This is a genomic window from Microbulbifer maximicatervae (SeqCode) (assembly GCF_052467385.1).
Window position 1 is genome coordinate 1,220,654 of sequence record NZ_CP174311.1, and the last position, 18,399, is coordinate 1,239,052.

26 protein-coding genes are annotated in these 18,399 nt (G+C 43.8%); 24 read left to right on the top strand and 2 right to left on the bottom strand.

Going from position 1 to position 18,399, the window contains the following annotated elements; translation table 11 throughout:
• Positions 1–223: 223 nt before the first annotated feature.
• The 13 genes from ACJJIR_RS05320 (at position 224) to ACJJIR_RS05380 (ending at position 8,642) form a co-directional block, all read left to right on the top strand.
• A complete protein-coding gene (locus ACJJIR_RS05320) occupies positions 224–520 on the top strand; it encodes a hypothetical protein (protein WP_444907559.1) in 297 nt (98 codons plus the stop codon).
• Positions 521–1,791: 1,271 nt separating this feature from the next.
• Entirely contained in the window at positions 1,792–2,121 is a 330-nt protein-coding gene (locus ACJJIR_RS05325) for a hypothetical protein (protein ID WP_444907560.1), read from the top strand.
• Between the two features lie 96 nt (positions 2,122–2,217).
• A complete protein-coding gene (locus ACJJIR_RS05330; RefSeq protein ID WP_444896917.1) occupies positions 2,218–2,631 on the top strand; it encodes a hypothetical protein in 414 nt (137 codons plus the stop codon).
• A gap of 105 nt (positions 2,632–2,736) precedes the next feature.
• Positions 2,737–3,138, top strand: coding sequence for a hypothetical protein (locus ACJJIR_RS05335; protein ID WP_444907561.1), 402 nt, complete (start codon positions 2,737–2,739; stop codon positions 3,136–3,138).
• A gap of 86 nt (positions 3,139–3,224) precedes the next feature.
• The gene (locus ACJJIR_RS05340; RefSeq protein WP_444907562.1) at positions 3,225–3,818 is read left to right on the top strand and encodes a hypothetical protein; all 594 of its coding nucleotides are present in this window, start codon (positions 3,225–3,227) and stop codon (positions 3,816–3,818) included.
• 118 nt (positions 3,819–3,936) lie between these two features.
• Positions 3,937–4,386 carry a hypothetical protein gene (locus ACJJIR_RS05345; RefSeq protein WP_444907563.1) on the top strand — a complete coding sequence of 150 codons (450 nt, stop codon included), beginning with the start codon at positions 3,937–3,939 and terminating at the stop codon, positions 4,384–4,386.
• 329 nt (positions 4,387–4,715) lie between these two features.
• Positions 4,716–5,183, top strand: coding sequence for a TonB family protein (locus tag ACJJIR_RS05350; protein ID WP_444907564.1), 468 nt, complete (start codon positions 4,716–4,718; stop codon positions 5,181–5,183).
• A gap of 281 nt (positions 5,184–5,464) precedes the next feature.
• Entirely contained in the window at positions 5,465–5,614 is a 150-nt protein-coding gene (locus ACJJIR_RS05355; RefSeq protein ID WP_444907565.1) for a hypothetical protein, read from the top strand.
• A gap of 142 nt (positions 5,615–5,756) precedes the next feature.
• A complete protein-coding gene (locus tag ACJJIR_RS05360) occupies positions 5,757–6,020 on the top strand; it encodes a CPCC family cysteine-rich protein (protein ID WP_444908403.1) in 264 nt (87 codons plus the stop codon).
• A 108-nt stretch (positions 6,021–6,128) separates the two neighbouring features.
• A complete protein-coding gene (locus ACJJIR_RS05365) occupies positions 6,129–6,518 on the top strand; it encodes a hypothetical protein (protein ID WP_444907566.1) in 390 nt (129 codons plus the stop codon).
• 582 nt (positions 6,519–7,100) lie between these two features.
• Positions 7,101–7,412, top strand: a complete 312-nt coding sequence (locus ACJJIR_RS05370) for a hypothetical protein (RefSeq protein ID WP_444907567.1) — start codon at positions 7,101–7,103, stop codon at positions 7,410–7,412.
• A gap of 512 nt (positions 7,413–7,924) precedes the next feature.
• On the top strand, positions 7,925–8,314 hold the full coding sequence (locus ACJJIR_RS05375; protein WP_413662489.1) for a DUF6678 family protein: 390 nt from the start codon (positions 7,925–7,927) through the stop codon (positions 8,312–8,314).
• A gap of 73 nt (positions 8,315–8,387) precedes the next feature.
• The gene (locus ACJJIR_RS05380) at positions 8,388–8,642 is read left to right on the top strand and encodes a hypothetical protein (protein WP_444907568.1); all 255 of its coding nucleotides are present in this window, start codon (positions 8,388–8,390) and stop codon (positions 8,640–8,642) included.
• 28 nt (positions 8,643–8,670) lie between these two features.
• On the opposite strand, the gene ACJJIR_RS05385 is transcribed toward ACJJIR_RS05380, so the two are convergent.
• Positions 8,671–9,612, bottom strand: coding sequence for an IS110 family RNA-guided transposase (locus ACJJIR_RS05385; RefSeq protein ID WP_444907569.1), 942 nt, complete (start codon positions 9,610–9,612; stop codon positions 8,671–8,673).
• Positions 9,613–9,812: 200 nt separating this feature from the next.
• Complete coding sequence (locus ACJJIR_RS05390) at positions 9,813–10,001, bottom strand: hypothetical protein (protein ID WP_444907570.1); 189 nt, start codon at positions 9,999–10,001, stop codon at positions 9,813–9,815.
• 334 nt (positions 10,002–10,335) lie between these two features.
• Here ACJJIR_RS05390 and ACJJIR_RS05395 point away from each other — a divergent pair, with 334 nt between their 5' ends.
• The 11 genes from ACJJIR_RS05395 to ACJJIR_RS05445 all read left to right on the top strand — a co-directional run bounded on the left by ACJJIR_RS05395 (position 10,336) and on the right by ACJJIR_RS05445 (position 18,123).
• Positions 10,336–10,728 carry a hypothetical protein gene (locus tag ACJJIR_RS05395; protein ID WP_444907571.1) on the top strand — a complete coding sequence of 131 codons (393 nt, stop codon included), beginning with the start codon at positions 10,336–10,338 and terminating at the stop codon, positions 10,726–10,728.
• A gap of 895 nt (positions 10,729–11,623) precedes the next feature.
• Entirely contained in the window at positions 11,624–12,001 is a 378-nt protein-coding gene (locus ACJJIR_RS05400; protein WP_444907572.1) for a hypothetical protein, read from the top strand.
• A 165-nt stretch (positions 12,002–12,166) separates the two neighbouring features.
• A complete protein-coding gene (locus ACJJIR_RS05405) occupies positions 12,167–12,466 on the top strand; it encodes a hypothetical protein (RefSeq protein WP_444907573.1) in 300 nt (99 codons plus the stop codon).
• A 102-nt stretch (positions 12,467–12,568) separates the two neighbouring features.
• Positions 12,569–13,027: a hypothetical protein gene (locus ACJJIR_RS05410; protein WP_444907574.1), complete on the top strand. Its 459-nt coding sequence runs from the start codon at positions 12,569–12,571 to the stop codon at positions 13,025–13,027.
• Positions 13,028–13,142: 115 nt separating this feature from the next.
• Positions 13,143–13,727, top strand: coding sequence for a hypothetical protein (locus tag ACJJIR_RS05415; protein WP_444907575.1), 585 nt, complete (start codon positions 13,143–13,145; stop codon positions 13,725–13,727).
• 185 nt (positions 13,728–13,912) lie between these two features.
• Complete coding sequence (locus ACJJIR_RS05420) at positions 13,913–14,221, top strand: transposase (protein ID WP_444907576.1); 309 nt, start codon at positions 13,913–13,915, stop codon at positions 14,219–14,221.
• An 8-nt stretch (positions 14,222–14,229) separates the two neighbouring features.
• A complete protein-coding gene (locus tag ACJJIR_RS05425; RefSeq protein ID WP_444907577.1) occupies positions 14,230–15,075 on the top strand; it encodes an IS3 family transposase in 846 nt (281 codons plus the stop codon).
• Between the two features lie 1,127 nt (positions 15,076–16,202).
• On the top strand, positions 16,203–16,655 hold the full coding sequence (locus ACJJIR_RS05430) for a hypothetical protein (protein ID WP_444907578.1): 453 nt from the start codon (positions 16,203–16,205) through the stop codon (positions 16,653–16,655).
• A 102-nt stretch (positions 16,656–16,757) separates the two neighbouring features.
• Positions 16,758–17,117, top strand: a complete 360-nt coding sequence (locus tag ACJJIR_RS05435; RefSeq protein WP_444907579.1) for a hypothetical protein — start codon at positions 16,758–16,760, stop codon at positions 17,115–17,117.
• A 152-nt stretch (positions 17,118–17,269) separates the two neighbouring features.
• Positions 17,270–17,815 (top strand): energy transducer TonB, encoded by a 546-nt coding sequence (locus ACJJIR_RS05440; protein ID WP_444907580.1) that lies wholly within the window; start codon positions 17,270–17,272, stop codon positions 17,813–17,815.
• Between the two features lie 188 nt (positions 17,816–18,003).
• Positions 18,004–18,123, top strand: coding sequence for a transposase (locus ACJJIR_RS05445; protein ID WP_444907581.1), 120 nt, complete (start codon positions 18,004–18,006; stop codon positions 18,121–18,123).
• Positions 18,124–18,399 lie beyond the last annotated feature (276 nt).

Sequence of the window (18,399 nt, forward strand, 5' to 3'; positions counted from 1 at the left end):
ATATTATTGGGTTTTTTAGGTTATCTTGAAAGAAGTGAGTAGAATTATATTGAAGGGTGATATAAAGACGCTTCTTTTGAATTAACTGTTATAACTTTTTGAGGATATCGAAATCGGTCAGAGAATTACGAACGATCATAGCTTTGAATGCGCCTCTCTAACGAGTAAGACAATTGAGAATTTCATTGTCATTTATACGGAAGAGAGTGAAAGCAATGTTTTAATGCTCATTTTGAAGTTAAAAGAAGTTGAACTCTACCAACGCTTTTTTCTCGATGCTGCGCTCGGATTTTGGGAAGAGTGGAGTGAAGAAGATGCATTTTGCGACGTGGATGATTTGGAGCATGTAGATCTTGCTAAAGAGCTAGACCTGAAGCATAAGAAAGTTTTATCAATTACTTGCAAAGGGTCTTTCGAAGAGTTCTCCTCAATAGAGTTTAGATTTGAGGGGGTCAATTTATTGCTAAGGCTCAGTGATAATACTGATCTTGAATCAGATGTTGTGCTGGAAAGGTTATAACCAAGTGCTGCAGTTGACAGTCAAAAGCGTCACGCCTTTTGATTCAAAAGTCGCGCCACTTTTGCCAGCAATTGAGCACGGCGTTATTGTGGCGGTCATTTTTTAGATGGTTTGTAGTTGCTTCAAGTAACAATCTCTACCTGAACACGCTTCGCCAGAGAGTTCTCCTTCAAACTGGTACCGCAGTTTCGTTCAAGTGCCTTCGTTTAAAGCCAACAAGTTCTGCAAGCCAGCTGCACCATTGTGGAGTGCCAATCAGCTAGTTAACTGGTGGGGAAAGTATGGTATTTTTCCCTGTAAATTTATCGGGCAGTGGCCAGCCAAAGTTGGCTGGCAGAGAGCAAGTAGGTCGTTCAGAGCGCGCCAGCTATAACCAGGCCAGGCAAGATCGCCCAGCCGGAGGCTGGGCTGGACAGCCTACGCTTCGCTTCGGCTGCCCTTGCTGGCAACGTTAAGCATCACGAGGGATCGAGTGGAAATCTACGAAATAATTACAATGACTTTGCTTTCTACCTGGCCGTCTCTTCTGGTTGCGATAGTCGCCGGATACAGCATCTTAAAGCAAAGCTCGTCCTCCTCCGGGTTGTTTATCATTGGCCTCACCATAATGCTACTGCCTAGCATATTAGCAATTCCTACAATGGAGTGGCTGTGGGCTACTTACCCTGATTCATTATCTAGCTCACCCACTTACACTGCTATTTCCGTAATGTCTTTTGATTTTTTATATTCCGTAGGGCTGGCTATGTGTGCCTATGCATTTTATAAGAGAGGTCATCATGCTTAACAAAGCAAGGCAACACCGCCCACTACGTGGGCTGGACCTACATTCCGCGGCTTCGCCGCTACATTTCGGCCGTTGCTTGCGGCGTTATTGGTCGCTCGCTCCAGTTTTGCGGGGGTTCAATAAAGAATAGCAGGTAATTATTAGGTTGCTGTATAAAAAAACAGTATTGGCGGGAAAGCCCATAGCCAACGGTTCGACCTTCATGTAAGCTTCGAAGCTTCAGCGACGCTCGCATAACGAAGTTAATGCGGACGGCGCAGCCGCTTCGAAGCAAGGCCGCGAACCTAGTGCTGCTAGTTTCTCTCTCCGAATCGTGGTAGACAATAAAAGAAAGATATTTGTAGTGGATTTGTACACAGTGCCACGAGCAACAAATAACAACCCGATTATGCGGAAACCTAAAAGTTGTCATTCCCTTTGCTTGCACAAAGGCACTGCCAACTTTCTTAACGGTTCCGCATATCTATTTTCGTTATGTGGCCACATGAATTACTACATACTTTCAAAAGATTTTTACATAGGTCAATCGAGGCTGGAGCATGCTGATTTAGGTGTGGGTATGGTTCATGGACGTTTTATACAAGGTCCTGACTATCAAAAAGTAAAAAGTGTTTTTAAGCTATTCGCCAGCGAGCAATATGATGAGTATTATCAAAAGAGAGATGGTCTGGAGTTGATGCTTCAAGATGAGTCAGGTAATAAAATTTCCACTGACTTTATTCATATTGAAGATTATTCTCCAGAATTTGAAGAGATTAGTGTAGAGGTTAAGTTAGTAAACGGCCAGTCATGGGCAGGTATTGAAAACACATAACTAGGCCAAGCAGGCTCGCCCAGCTGATAGCTGGGCTGGACGGCCTACGCGCTGCTTCGGCCGCCCCTGTTGGCAACGTTAAGGTTCCGAATAGAAATGAGGAAATTTATAAGCTTACTGTTTATATTTTTCGGTCCTACAGCTTATGGCGGGGAGTGTCCGGAAAACCCTTTTGATTTAGAGAAAAATTGGGATATTCGAAATCAAGTATTCGTGGCGCAAGTCATGAAGGGAACTTACGCTCCAGAAAACTCTATTGAGACATTTAGCTATGAATTGAGAGTTACAGCTAAGCTAAAAGGGGAAATAGCTGATAATTTTATGCTATACGGCGATTCAAACTCGCTCTCTCTTGAGCTGTCTGGGGAGTACATATTTTTCATGGATGATAAAATGATGAGTTTATGTACGCTAGTATTCCCATTTAGTTTTTCCTGGGCTGAGAGAAATGACATTCGGGAGGCAGTATATGTCCGTAAAGTTATCAAACTTAGTGGGTACCAACCCTAACGAGTACAAGCAGGTTGCTACGGGCCTTTGGCCCTTCGCGGGACGGCCTACGCTACGCTCCAGCCGCCCCTGTTGTAGTCGTTATGTTTCACCGAGATTTAGAGAATGCCAGTAATATTTGATTTAAAGGAATCTAAGTCACCATGGGCAGCTTCAGTTAACGAAGTTCTTGAGGCGGATTGGCCAGAGTATATTGAATCCAATGGGGTTGTAGGTTCTCGTCAGTGGTGGCAGAGCTATGAAGCTGGTGCTATGCCCCATAAAAAAAAGAGTGGTGTTGTCACTTTTGTCGGCGAGAGAATCGACCAGTTTAACGAACAGTACGATGCTGTAGAAATTGATCTTGATGGTTCGCTGATAGAGTATGATCGCTGCGGCTACTGGGATAGTGAAGACGTCGCTGTAGGTACTAGGCTGGTGATTGAAACATTCGAGATTTGCGTAAAACAAAAATACGGTCCAACTACTTTTATATTTGAGCGGTTAGTTGAAACAATCAAAACATAACAAGGCGCTGTTGTCGCAGCCTTCGGCTGCTGGGACGGCCCACTGCGTGGTCCGCCCCAAAGCTTGGCGTTAGGTTCGGGGAGAGTATGAATAGGTTTATTTTATTGATTTTACTTTTTCTTCCAGTTGTATCGGCCGGTACTACTTTGCCGAGGGTTGAAATTGGTGAGCTGCTAGATCGGTCAGATGTTACTGCTATTGTTAGAATAGAAAATGGTAGTACATTAGGAACTGAAGAGAAGCCATGTGGAGTTTCTTACAAGGCAAAGGTAATCAATCCTATAAAAAATTCAAAAGTAGGTGAATATATAGAGTTCGGTTATTTTATTGGCCACGGTTTAGGTAATTATTATCTTGTATTTCTAAATAGGAAAGAAAGTGTCTTTAGACCTTTAATGAGTACGAATTCTACTTCGCAAGCAGCTGAGGCAGAATTACGGAAAAATTGTCTATCAAGTTTTCCTGATTTGATTGTCATGCACAGTGGTTATGGTATTAGAAAGTTAGAGCGCCCAAGCGAAAATGGATACAAGGATGCCATATTACTTCCTACTCGTTATGTGGATATCAATACACCTGAAAAACTTTTAGAAACAGAAAGGGAAATATGTTACAGCTGGGAAAACTGTAAATGGATTGCTAAAGAATATTTATTGGAATATCTTGGTAGGAAAAAATAAAATACCTAACAAATTGCTGCAGCTGACACCTTGAACTTAGTTTGAATTTCGCGCTGATGCGCAAAATCACCCTAAGTTCAATGCGCAGCTGAGCAAGGCGTTAGGTGTCAGGGATAGTATGAAGAAAATATCAGGATCAACATTCTATTTTAAGAAGCTTTTTCCAAGTATATGGTTTGGGTTTCTTTCATTCTTTCTAGTCACATCTTTGGCAGCTGGGGCAGCCCAGGAGTCCATAATGTTCTTGGTTGTGCCAGTTATTATGGCTGTCTTTGGCTTTTTCTTCTTCAAAAAGTTACTCTGGGATCTAGCTGATGAAGTCTATGACGAGGGAGACTCATTGCTCTTCCGTAAAGGAGGGCAAGAACAAAGAGTCCTACTCAAAGATATCATTAACATTAGTTACGCCCAGATGAGTTCGCCGGAAAGGGTTGTATTACAAATTCGTTCAGATGGCGCTATCGGCAAGGAGCTTGCGTTTAATCCTCCAATGAGGTTTAACCCATTCTCTAGAAACCCCGTTATCACGGAGTTAATCGAGAGAGTAGATCGTGCTAGAAACACCTAACAAATTGCTGCAATTCGTTCCGGGCCTACGGCCCTCCACCGGACGCGCAAACTGCGCGCGCCGTTGAGCAAAGCGTTATGCGTCATAAGGGAATTTTGTGTTTTTTAAGAAGAAGGGAAAATATAAGCCTCCTCAAAAGTTAAAAGAATGGACCAATGACACTCCAGGTGGAGAGTTATATGAGGTTTACATTTCCTCCGATCACAAAGTCTGGTGTACGTCAGGTCGGTTCGCTCATTCATCAGGTGCTTCAAGTACCACATGGTCAGGGTTCCTATCCGGCGAACTAAATGAGCTTGTTATTAAAACAATGGGGCAAAGGGTGCTAAATGAAATTATTTCTTACCTTAAGCAGCAAAACACATAACAAGTGCCGGCAACCGACTGCCAAAACGGCCACTTGTTTTGCAAAAGGCCGCAAAACAAGCGCCCATTTTGTCAGCGGCTGCGGCAGGCGTTATGCATCAGTAATGAAAAAATTCGTACTTACACTTAGTTTGGTCTTTTCTTCAGCGATCTCAGTTGCCCAAGAGGCAGTTGAGGAGGTAGAGCCAATCTACCCAATGCCTCCATTTTGTAGAGAGCTATCAGGATCAGTAAAGCTAGCCTTCCAAATTGATGAAGCTGGAGAAGCTAAAAACATAAAGGTCGTCAAGGCAGAAACGGAAATATTCAATAGAGCTGCCATCAAGACGCTAAGTAAGTACCGGTTCAAAAAAGGGACCTACGTTGTAGGTGACACGTACAACAAAGTCCTAGATTTTAAGCCCAAACATAAGTGCCAGCGCAATGCATAACAAGCAGCGGCAGAGCGACAGCCAACGCTACACACCTTTTGTGTTACTCGCTGGCGCACAAACATTAACACAAAATGCGCTCCGCGCTGGCTGCGCCTGCGCTGGGCGTTAGGCATCATTAAGAAATGGGCGTTGAAAGGGCGAAGAGAGTATTAACTGAAAACTCGAAGGTCCTTTATGGTATTTTCGGTGTTGTAGAGTTGTCCGGATATTTTCCACCGCACAATTTTTTAAATCAGTTTCTAATACAGGGAAATGACCCATGTGATCAGGATGGTAGAATGGACAGCTGGCCTCCATTCGAAATCTCAAGTCGCGAATATAATTTAGTTAAAGACTGGTGGTGTTCTATTAATCCAGGCGCTGTCGTAGACGACTTGGGAGAAGAAAGCTGGAGTGATTGGGCAGCGGAAATTGTAGAGCGGGAGTAAATGCAATGCCTAACAAGTTGCGGCACAATCGCCGCTTCGCGGCTGGACAGCCAAACCTAAGGTTCGGCTTCCTGTGCGCAAGGCGTTATACGTAAGTCGAGACCGAGCGATGGAATTAAAGGAATTCCCCATGAGTGAAAATATGAAGCAGTGCCCGTGCTGTGATTATTATTCACTAGCGGAGCGAGGCAAATGCCTAGTATGCCCAGTCTGCTTCTGGGAAGACGACTGTCTTGATCCAGAAAACCCAGATTGGGATGCGGCATCTGATTTAAACGATGATATGAGTCTTCGTCAAGCGAGAAGCAATTTCGTAAAGTTCGGAGCCTGGAAGGCTGAGTTTAACAACGTGGTAATAAGCGCAAAAGAAAGACGTACATTACATGTTACAAAGCGCAACGTATAACAAGCGGCTGTAGTCGCCATGCTTCGCATGGCTGGGACGGCTTTTCCGCAGCTTCGCTGCTACAAATCCGCCCTTAAGCCGGGCGTTATGTGAGAGTAGGCTCAAAGAATGAAAGCGCACCTCATACTTTTAATGACACTATCGATTGTTTCAAGTTTGGCGTTCGCAAATCCCCTGATGAACTGTTCAATTCGTACAAAAGGGAGTGCTGGAGAACACGAGCTAATCGAATTTACTGAGAATCTTCCAAGAAACAGAAGATTCAATGTTGAGGCATATGTATACGTTTTCGAATGCCCGGAAGGCGCTCGCTGTATTCAAATGCCAGGAGTATACATTTCGTCAGAGTATCCTCCAGGAAAAGAGTCAGTGCGTATTCGTACAAATACTTTATTTTGCGCCAAGCAATTTAAATCTGGTGCCAAGTATTTAATTTCACTAGAGTGGCATCAAAGCGGTCACTGGAAAATCGTGGGTTATAGCAAGCTTGATTCTTAATCACATAACAAGGCCAAGCAGTTTGCTCCGGGCCTTCGGCCCTCCGCGGGACGTCCAACGCTGTGCACCTTTTGCGCGGTCGCTGCGCTCCCATTATTGCGCAAAAGGCGCCCAACGTTGGTCGCCCCTGTTGGCGGCGTTTAAGCATCACGAGGGATCGAGTGGAAATCTACGAAATAATTACAATGACTTTGCTTTCTACCTGGCCGTCTCTTCTGGTTGCGATAGTCGCCGGATACAGCATCTTAAAGCAAAGCTCGTCCTCCTCCGGGTTGTTTATCATTGGCCTCACCATAATGCTACTGCCTAGCATGTTAGCAATTCCTACAATGGAGTGGCTGTGGGCTACTTACCCTGATTCATTATCTAGCTCACCCACTTACACTGCTATTTCCGTAATGTCTTTTGATTTTTTATATTCCGTAGGGCTGGCTATGTGTGCCTATGCATTTTATAAGAGAGGTCATCATGCTTAACAAAGCAAGGCAACACCGCCCACTACGTGGGCTGGACCTACATTCCGCGGCTTCGCCGCTACATTTCGGCCGTTGCTTGCGGCGTTATAACTTTTAGGAAGTTACGATGTTTGAAGCATCAATGAATACGGATAGTTCTATTATCCAGCCACTACTTGCTAGAGTTGTCTCAATATTCGATGACGACTTTGGAGATAGTCACGTGCAGCAATTGATGGATATTTACGATGCAGTACCCGACCATGAAAAGGATATGGTATCTCTTGCCGTAACCTTTGAAGGAGAGCAGGAAGAACTCATCTTTGTAGTAAATAATGACGGCGGTTCACGTGACTTGCATTTCTTCTCTGACGGTGAGTCTTTAGTCAACAAAATACAATCCGTTTACCAAGAGTTCTGTATTGAAATCGGTACTTAGTTATAACAAGCGCAGGCAATCGGACAGGAAAAAGCGTCACGCCTTTAGTTCCAAAAGCCGCGCCACTTTAGCCTGCCGTTGCTGCGGGCGTTAAGAGCCATAATCGAAAGATCGAGTTATGAGTGAGTTTATTAAAATAATGAATGTATTTCATGCTAAGAAATTTGCATGGTTTCCATTTACATTTCTCTGCCCAATGCAAGGGAGTAGATTTGGTGTTGCGCGCTTTATAGGTACTGTCATTCTGAACACCTCGTTCTTTGCTTCACTTTTGGTATTTTTGTTGTATTCCAAATTTGGTAGTAGTGCTATAGATCACGTGGGGTTTACAATTATGTGGATATACGCCCTATTTGGTAGCTACTACTTGTTTGTGTGTTTTTGTTGGAATCAGGAACATGGTGCCAATAACTCTTAACAATCACAGGCACGCTGCTTCGGCCCTTCGGGCCTCCGCGGGACAGCCTACGCTGCGCTTCGGCCGCCCGTGCTGTGGGCGTTATACGTAGGCAATGAACGAAGAAACACTAAAATTTATTGAAGAGCGGCACCTTGTTTCGTATATGAACAAAACAAAGTGGCGAGAACTCGCTAATGCCATTACAAGTAACAGTGATTTCGAACCTCAAGTAAGGCTTAAATATCTACGAGACTTAGAGGCAATGCCTGGGTTTTCGCTGCTTGATTGGGAATGGGTTCGCTACGGTCAATCTAGCTGTATCGAGTGGATGGATATTGACCCATTCAAAAGAGAGCGAAGGGGCAACCTTTTGAGTGATAGAATTACTGACTTCAGTGGCTTTATAGCAACTGTTCTGAAAAAGTACAATATCCCATACTCCTTAGAAAATGGGTGTTACAGGGTATGGGGATATGCAGACCAGCAACCAGTTTTCGTATAACAAACGCAAGCACACGGACCCGTTTTCCGCTGCGCTCAAAACGGCCCGGTGTTGCGGGCGTTATGTGTAATCCATGAAAAAGATCTCTAAGTGGTTTGTAAGGTTTGGTTGGATATTTATTGCATATTCAGGGTTGGCTTTTATGAGCAATTTCTTGCCGGTAGATTTTTGGATAACAATAAGTAATTTCTTTACCGGCGAGGATAGTCACACTTACTATAAAGTTGTAGCTACAGAGGGTGGCCAAAACTATGTATTGGCTACATTAATTTTAGGGGCTGGCTTAGTTGTTTTAGGTAAGGTTATTGCCGCTAAATCAAACACATAACAAGTGACTATGGTTGTTCGTCAAGTTATTAAGCCATACTTTCATCCCAGTAGGTGTTATTTTTTACCATCGTATTCAGGATCGTAATCTGCTTTCTCATGCAGGCAATCAGAGCGACCTTTTTAGGTTTGCCAGCGTCGACTAATCGCTTATACATCGGCTTTAGTTTGGGATGATGTTGTATGGCCGACATGATGGAAACAAATAGAACCGTACATACACGATGCCTTCCGCCTCGAATATATCTCTTTCCCTGGAAGCTGCCGCTATCACGGTTCATCGGGGCGACACCTACAAGTGCAGCGATCTCTTTACGGTTCAATTTTCCGAGCTCAGGAAGTTCACTCATCAGCGTATAAGCCAATACATTTCCGACTCCTTTAGCGCTCAACAATAGGTCGCGCCTTTGCCGCCACTCAGACACACTGTTAACCAGTTTATCCAGTTGCTTGTCGATACCTTGTAACTCTTTCTTGATGGTGTTTAGAATGGTCTGGATAGGTTTGTGTACCGATTTCGGCATCCTCTGAAGCCGGTTCTTTTGCATTGTGCTCATCTCTAAACACTGACTTCTTACCGCCAGTAAGTCACTGATCTCCCAAAGCTTTTCTGGCTTTAGCTCCGATAGTCTTGGCTTCATGGCCTCACCAAAATGTGCAATATCCATTGCATCTAGCTTGTCAGTTTTGGCGAGTCGCCCTGTGGATTTAGCGAAGCTCCTTATCTGTGAAGGGTTGCAAACAACAACAGGTAATCCTGCTTTGTTAGCGGCGCAAACAAACTCTAATTCGAGTCTTCCTGTAGACTCTATTAATACTCTTTGAGGTTTAAGAGGTTGTAATTGTTTAATGGCATTCTTAATGCCATTTTTATCATTGGCAACACTAAAGAATTGGCCAGTAGGTCTCACATAAATATCGAGTTGTTTACTGCTGGTATCGATACCGACATTGATCTCTTGAGGTTCCATAAGATAAGCTATCTCCGCCTTGCTATTCGGGCTCGAGGCCCACATGACTATCCGAGTTATGCCTAGTGAGTGCTTATCACGTTCATACTTGTTATCGGTCTTTTACGAACCGGCCAAGCAGCGAACTGTGACAAACAAGGCCTTCGGTGGCCGCCGAAGGTGGGTTTCAATTTACCCGTTAGTGAAAAGGATTTTCAACATTAGAATCGATCAAGAACAACCATACAAGCAGCGGCAGAGCGACAGCCAACGTTACGTACCTTTTGTGTTACTCGCTGGCGCTCAAACATTAACACAAAATGCGCTCCGCGCTGGCTGCGTCTGCGATGGGCATTATTGTGGCGGTCGGCTTTATTGATTTTACGCAGTAACTGGGACTTTAGCGTCACTAAATAGCACTCGGTATTGAGCAATTTTATTGATTATTATTTCGGCAGTTTCGCTCCTAGAGTGTTCGCTCAGCTGCTGTAAAAAGGGGCAGTCCGCTGCAATTTCGTGGAGTGCCAGTAAGATAGGAATTGGTTGGGGAAAGTGCGGTATTCTTTCCTCGTGAATATTGGGCAGCGGCCAGCCAAAATGTAGCTGGTAAGGTGCTAGTAGGCAGTCCCGAGCGCGCCAGCCATAATCAGGCTAGACAAGCTCGCCCAACCCCTTCGGGGCTGGGCTGGACAGACTACGTGCTACTTCGGCTGCCCTTGCTAGCGGCGTTAGGAGTTTAGAGTATTGCGTGCTTTATTCTTGATAGCTTTATGTTGGGCAATGGTTGATTCAGCTGCTGCCGCTGAGAAGGATCAGGCAACTACAATCGCCGTGTATGGATCATTGTCTAAAGCTCCAGAAAGTGCTGAGCTCTATCGAGAGTTTCATTGGGCAAGGCGCGCTAACGGAGGGCTGGCACTCATATTTCGGTGTAGTAAAGGCCAATTCAGGTATGCAGTTTTGAAAGCGGATGCTGGGAGCTATTCCTTCGAAGTAGACACATCATATGAAGGGAGTAGGTGTCCTTTAGGGAAGTACTCAATTGAGTTGCTTGAAGATCGTTTAAAACTAAAGATAAGCACTGAAAACGGGATTGTAATTGAAGAGGCTCTTCCAAAGTGGCCAGGCAACTCCTAACAAAGCGTTGTAGTGGGACTCCCAAAGCTATGCACCTTATTTGTGTAGTTCGTTGCGCTCACATTTTACACAAAAGGGTGCGCCGCATTGGTAGCCCCTGAACGCGGCGTTATTGTGGCGGTCAATTTTTAGATGGCTTGTAGTTGCTGCAAATAACAACCTCTATCTGAACACGCTACGCCAGAGAGTTTTCCTGCAGGCTAGCACCGCAGTTTCGTTCAAGTGCTTTGGTTTTAAGTCAACAAGCTCTGCAAGTCAGTTGTGCCATTGTGGGGTGCCAATCAGCTAGTTAACTGGTGGGAAAAGTATGGTATTTTCCCTGTAAATTTATTGGGCAGTGGCCAGTCAAAGTTGGCTGGCAGAGAGCAAGTAGGTCGTTCAGTGCGCGCCAGCTATAACCAGGCCAGGCAAGATCGCCCAGCCGGTGGCTGGGCTGGACAGCCTACGCTCTGCTTCGGCTGCCCTTGCTGGCAACGTTATGTGAGCTTGTGATGCAAAGTTCAAAGGCTTTAAAGCATATATCGAACGTCGAAATTGGCCTTGGCTTTATACTTGCGCTGATTTCCATGTGGCTGTTCCTAAATACTGCTCTGGAGCCAATCCACCAAGAGCCGCATAGTATTGGTAGGATCATCGCCTCAGTATCATTGCTAGGGTCCCTAAGCTTATTGATTCCTGGCGTTGCTCTGCGTGTTTCAGTCAAGGTGGGTGCCGTACTGCAGTCTTTAGTGATTATTTTTGCTGTGTTTATCATGTGGTTGGGGTCTCAATAGGATGCAAGCCCGCTCACTTAACAAACACAGGCAGAATGCTCCGGCCCATCGGGCCTGTGCGGGACGCCCTACGCTTCGCTTCGGTCGCCCCTGCTGTGGGCGTTATGGTTCATGGAAGTAGAATGATCAAAAATTCCATAGTAATTTTTTATACGTGCTTTTTGGCTTCTTGTGCAAGCAGCGACAAGCACTCTTTGCAAAATCATGAAGGCTCCGAACCTTTTTATCTAACACCGGATGGTAATCCAACTGCTCCGGATTCAGATCCGGAGTTAAAGTCGATCTTAGATCAATGTACCAATGAAATTTTCCAAAATGGAGTCTCAATTGGTGGGAAGATATTTACATCCTGGGACGCTGCCAAACAGCATGTGATGATTCTGCTTTTGAGGACTTTACCAGATGGTGGCAGCCGGAAGAGGCGGAAGATTCCTGAAGGATTTAACGATCTTCAGTTTATCCAAAACAAAGTATCTACTTGTCGAGAGGAGAGAGTCTAGAAACAATGAACTCTCGCCACCATAACAAACACAGGCAGTAGAGCTCCGGCCCTCCGCGGGACAGCTTACTTTGTGCACATTTTGCGCGGGTCGCTACGCTCCCATTTTCGCGCAAAACGCGCACAAAGTAAGCTGCCCCTGCTGTGGGCGTTATGAATAAAAACTATGTCTAATCTCAAAGACCGCCGATGGCGTCGAAAAGGCCTCGATAGAAAAATCAAGACTCCTTCATGGGGGGAGCTTGCTTTTGGGAAAAAGCTTTTCAATTTGCGGCATATGTTACTAGCTGTATTTACTAGTGGCTTCATATCTTTTGCAATGCTATATCAGCTTATAACCTATGGGCATTGGGAGGCCAAAGGAGCTAAAGTAGATGGTGCCGTGGGCTATGGTGTTGCCTTTTTCCTTCTAGTAATTTTCATAGCCCTACTTATTGCAACTATTAAAGACTGGCGGAGAGGCTAATGCATAACAAAAAGCAGCACGATTGCCCACAAAATATGTGGGCTGGACGGCCTACGCTTTGCTTCGGCCGCCCGTGTGCTAGGCGTTATGGCTAAGGTAACTATGAACAAATATCTCGCTATAGTTTTACTGGTTTTCTCACAACTTGCTATATCTAGTGAAACTGAAGTTGCTGAAGTTCATGAAAACTATCTCAGTGGATCGCTGCCTATGCCTTACGGTTCATTTAAGGTCAGCATTTCTTTACACGAAGGTAATCGCAGTGTTTCAAAAGCTGAAATAAATGTCGGTGCTCTTACTTTCTCGGTGCCGAAAGAGCAGCTCGTAAAACTAAAAAGTGTAGATCTTTCTTCTGTATTTGTCGGCCATGAGATATATCGATCAGAAAACACGCCTTTCGACAAATTGGATGCCCTTTCCAGTGATCTATTCATAGTAAAGATCTCTTCGACTGAAGGCTTTTCTAGGGGCAATATTTGGTACACTGATTACTACACAGTTTTAATAAATTTGGAATCTCAACAGCTAGATGTATCCAAGTTCGAATATGCTAGGCCATAACAATACAAGCCAGCCTGACGGTTTTTTCGTTCCTTATTTTGCGGTTTAACGCTACGCTACCGCAAACTAATCCACTACAAAGCCGCAGCTACTTGCGGCGTTATGTGACAAGAGGATGAGAGTCATAGATTTAAGAAAAAGTATCGAGAAGCGCCTAGCTCAAATTTTGGAGACTCAAAGCTCCATTAGGGCTGCGCACCCATTAATTGCAGATTTGCTATCTCAGATAATCGACGAGGTTCCCATTTCCTCTGAAATTTCTGTTAGAGTCATTGATATTAATGAAATTAGATATTCTGTGTTCTACCAGTGCGGTCCAAATATTTCTGAAACAGCAATTGTAGTATCACAAGCTAGCTCGACATTTTATCTATGGCGAGATGAGGGTTGGGTTCTCGATGATGATTACTATGAGCCGGAAGAAATATCTAAAGTAATTTGTACTTTACCAATATTGTGCGCTGAACCGAAGAATGTTAAGCAATTGGTCGAAGCTATCGAAAGTGGAGTATGGGCATTTAAACCGGAGTATTTCCCGAAATTTGGTGGTGTTCCTCCTGAAGACCTAGAAGAAGTACTGTCCTGGGATTCTGAAAAAGTATTAGTAGGTACTAAGCATTCAAATATGGAAATTCTAAGTAGAGAGTCCTGGCAGGAACTTAGTTCAAGAGAAAACGGTTGGTTCAAAAAAACGGAGTAAGAGCACATAACAAGAAATTGCAGTCGGACCCGATACTCCGCGCTTTTAATTTTGCTTTCATTACATTACAACATAATTAAAAGCACTCCGCATCGGGCCACTGAATTGGGCGTTAACTTTAAGACTTACCCACGTTTAGTAGACACCCTGTATAGTTAGGTTTAGGCCTAACACGGAGGTGTATCATGGGTAAGAAAAGAACTCAGGCGTATACGGAGGAGTTCCGCAGAGAAGCAGTTAAGAGAGCGGAAAAGCCTGGAGCAACAACGGCTTCTGTGGCGCGAGAGCTAGGCGTCAGCGCACAGCAGATCTACAACTGGCGTCGTCAATTTAATCGACTGTCTGATAAGCAGTTCAATAGTTTAGACAGTGTCGACTATTCCAAACAGGAAAGCGCTGAAGTTCGCAAACTCAAGAAGGAGCTGCATGAAGCTCGTCAGGAGGTTGAGTTTCTAAAAAAGGCAGCTGCGCACTTTGCGAACCACCAAGAGTAAAGTACGCATTGATACAAGAGCATGTAGGGTCATTCCCGGTTAGCTTGATGTGTCGGTGTTTAGAAGTCTCAAGATTGGGTTATTATCGATGGCGGGGGCGATTGCCATCTGCTCGCACGATTAGAGAGATACGAACAATCGAGAAAATCCGAGAGACGTTTGTTGAGTTTAAAGGTCGTTATGGCGCGCCTAGAATTGCTTGCGAGCTTCAAGAGTTAGGTGAGCCATGCTCGCGGAACTACGTCGCTAAGCTTATGCAACAGGAACATATTAAAGCGAGAAACGGCAAAGGCTTTCGATGTAGTCAGCCCGTAGAGGGGAGCATTAACGTCTCCGCCAACTTACTTAAGCGTTGCTTTGATGTGGATCGACCAAATTGCCGCTGGACCAGTGACATTACGTATATCTGGGTTCTGGATAGGTGGCTATACCTCGCGGTAGTTATGGATCTGTACTCTCGACGTATTGTAGGTTGGGCATTCGACTCGCAGATGACCGATGAATTGACACGTCGAGCATTGAAAATGGCCCTAGAGCGACGACCAATAAAGCCTGGACTGCTAGTTCACTCTGACAGGGGTGTGCAATATCGATCGCAGAAATACCAGGATCTCTTGTCCGAAAGCAAGTGCAAGCCGAGTATGAGTCGCCAGGCTAACTGTTGGGATAATGCGGCAATGGAATCATTCTTTAGCAGGCTAAAAGTCGAGCTGGTCTATGCCGGAACATTCGAAAGCGAAGAGCAAGCAAAATCTGAGGTGTTTGAATACATTGAGATTTTCTACAATAGGGTTCGTAGGCACTCCGCATTGGGCTATGTAAGTCCAGCAGAGTATGAACGAAAGTACGCATAGTTAGAGTGTCTACTTTTTGTGGGCAAGACCAGAGTCAAAACATAGATATTCAATGAGTACTAATAAAGAGTTATTTTTACATGTAGTAAAGGTCTTAGGTTATCTGAATTTTGGGCTATTTATTCTGGGTTTCTTTAACTCAAAAGGTGGGAGTGACACTGTTGTACTGTTTCTGCCGGCCAGTTTAATCTTAGCAACAGCCGTCACTCTTGTTTATATTTTTGGCTTTAAGTATCTTCATTTGACTGGAAATCGCATGGACTATTGGTTTTGGTTCAGACCATATGTTTGGCTCATAGTAATTTTTGTATTCCTTGTAATTAGTATTGCTTCTATTGGGCACTTCGGAAATGAGAACTCTTAACAAAGTCAAGCACGATCGCCAGCAAAGCTGGCTGGACCTACATTCCGCAGCTTCGCTGCTCCATTTCGGCCCGTGTTGGCGGCGCTATAGCCACTTGGATCCGAAACATCAGCTAAATATATGAGAAAGAGTAAAACAGTACTATTAAGCGTAAATGTCCTAGTTGAGGTTCCGGAAGACGTCATAAACAATGACGAATTCAATGACTTTGATAAATTGGAGAATGCTTTATCTGAGGCAGTGGAGGCTGTTGAAACATCTTTTCAGTTATCATGGGAGTCAACACAATCGTTGGTTCTTGATTCATCGACAATGAATTGTGGAAAATGTGAATCGTGTGGATGCTGGGTAAGTGACAGAGAAACGGCTGATCCTATACAGCAACTTAATATTGCAGCCACTTTTAATGGTAAGCTACTGTGCGATGAATGTTTGCCACATGATCACAAGTTGGCGTTTTAAAATGAGTAAAAGCTATAACAAGTACAAGTAAGTTGCTATGGGTCTTTGGCCCTTCGCGGGACCGCTTACGTTACGTTCCAGTCGCCCCTGTTGTAGTCGTTCAGGCTGTAGAAAAACTAATTTATGTCTTTGTTTTCTTAGGCGCGATCAAATATTGACCACAAATGGTGGTTTTACGTGAATTCTGATCTAGCTTTAACTGATGAACAGGCTATTTTTCACGTAGAAGCACAGTACGAAAAGAGGGCTGAATTTTCTACACCCTCGTTATATTTAGTTTCAAGTAATGGAGTTTTTAAAAATGAAAAAAATATTGTTCGTATCAATAGTTGGAATGGTTCTTACCGCATGTGTGAATGTTCAAGCTGTTAAGAGCCTATCCGTGGAGGATACTCGAAATAGTGATCCTATCAATGGCGCAACAGCAGGATGTTCAAGTTTTGGTGTATCCAAGGACTGTAACATCATTAGTGGCGCTACTAGAGTTGTATCCATTGAAGGTAGCAAGATGCGTATCGCTGGAAGTGAGGATGGAAGAACTGTAATGATCATGCATGATTCTGACGAGTGCGGCATAACAGAAACTGACTGCCAGACTAATGTAAATAATCGTAACTATGCGGCTATAAAAAAATTCTATTCAAGTATTGGTGTTTCAATATCATCAGTTAGGGCAATTGCTGCAGCAGACTTTATTGGAGGTTATTCGCTGACTCTAGATAATGATGGCTACTCAGTCCTTGAGAAATTGTGAGTAAAATATAATAAAGCAATTAACTATGCTGCGGCCGCAAGCAACCTCCGCTGGATACGCTAACACGCGCCAGTTATTGCGACGTTATGAGCCTCTCAAAGTATGAGTATTTTTAGAGTAATTTTTATAGCTTTATTAATGGCATCTTGTACAAGCCCCGAGAATTACCGAGAGGGTTTTGACTGGATTTTACACGCCAATCCAGAGAGCGAGGCTATCTCTGCAGCTGATAATGGTGATTTACGGCTGATTGGCCTTACGGGCATGCTTCTAAACGAAGTTCCTCTCATTGATAAGAGCTGCGAATATGGCAGCAATGTTAGGTATTTAAAGATTGACGACGTAATAGATAGCTTCGCAGAAATAAAGTATCAAGTAATTGCGCCAGTTTATGCAGAAGCATATAACTATCATCTCATCACCTATCTTAGAAAAAAGGGCATTGATATATGCAGCTCATAACAAGGTACTCAAACATCGTTTCGGCCGAAAAACAGCCTCCACTAGACACGCGAAAGGCGCGCGCCGTTATGCGTTGAAGTAGTCTTAGAATGAAAATTCTCCTGTAATTTATATTTTTAATCCTAATTTCTTCTTGTGCAACTCAAGAAAACATGGAGCACACAAGAGATGTAGCCTGCAGCGAGAAACGAAAAGAGCAGGAGAGCACCTGGCATCAAATATATAGAGTAAGGTGCTACCTCCATTTTGGTAGAGTAGCTGAAGCTAAACAGCAATTAGAGGCAGCAAAGCTCTCTATAGCTAATAGTCCAGAGGATGAGCAAGACTCTTACCTAACTGTTCTTAATGTCTATCAGGAATCTATATATTTAGGAAAATATAAAAAGCTTCAAAGAGTTAACCAGCTAATTGACGGAGATTTCTGGTTAATCCAAAAAAGTAAAGAATACTATCCCAGAGATGCGCTAGAAAAGAAGATTGAGGGATATGTATTAGTTGAATTTACGATTGGAATAAATGGCGAAGTTAAAGATGTCATAGTTCTCGAATCTAAACCAGCTGGTATTTTTGATAGAACTGCTTTGTTTTCTGTTTCTAATGACAAGTATTTACCACGAGTAATTGATGGCAAAGCCTATGAGGTAACGGGCGTTAGAAGTAGAGTAAATTTTGGAATTCTGGAAGAGTCGGTGAATTAAGTTCACATAACAAAGCAATGCAGTCGACGTTTTACTTAGTGTACTTCTTACACGGTCGCTGCGCTCCCATTTTTGAGCAAAAAGTACACAAAATAAGCCGCATCTGATTGCGGTGTTAAATGTAAGACTTACCCACGTTTAGTAGACACCCTGTATAGTTAGGTTTAGGCCTAACACGGAGGTGTATCATGGGTAAGAAAAGAACTCAGGCGTATACGGAGGAGTTCCGCAGAAAAGCAGTTAAGAGAGCGGAAAAGCCTGGAGCAACAACGGCTTCTGTGGCGCGAGAGCTAGGCGTCAGCGCGTAGCAAAATTGTATCTGGCAAGTTTATTTTAAGAGGCTATTTGATGTGTAATTCAATGGCATGGATCATATTGAATATTCGAAGTGATAAATAGCTGAGGTTTATTAATAAAAAGGACGTATTTAACGTTCGTTAAGAGGTAACGTTACCTTGATAAGGTCCTCTATCCTATATGATTCACGAAGAGAGTACAACGGTATACCTGATACACTCGGTATATCAGTAATTATACTACTTAGAGTTTAAAGATTTTCAATTGATAAAATTTGCATTTTGGTA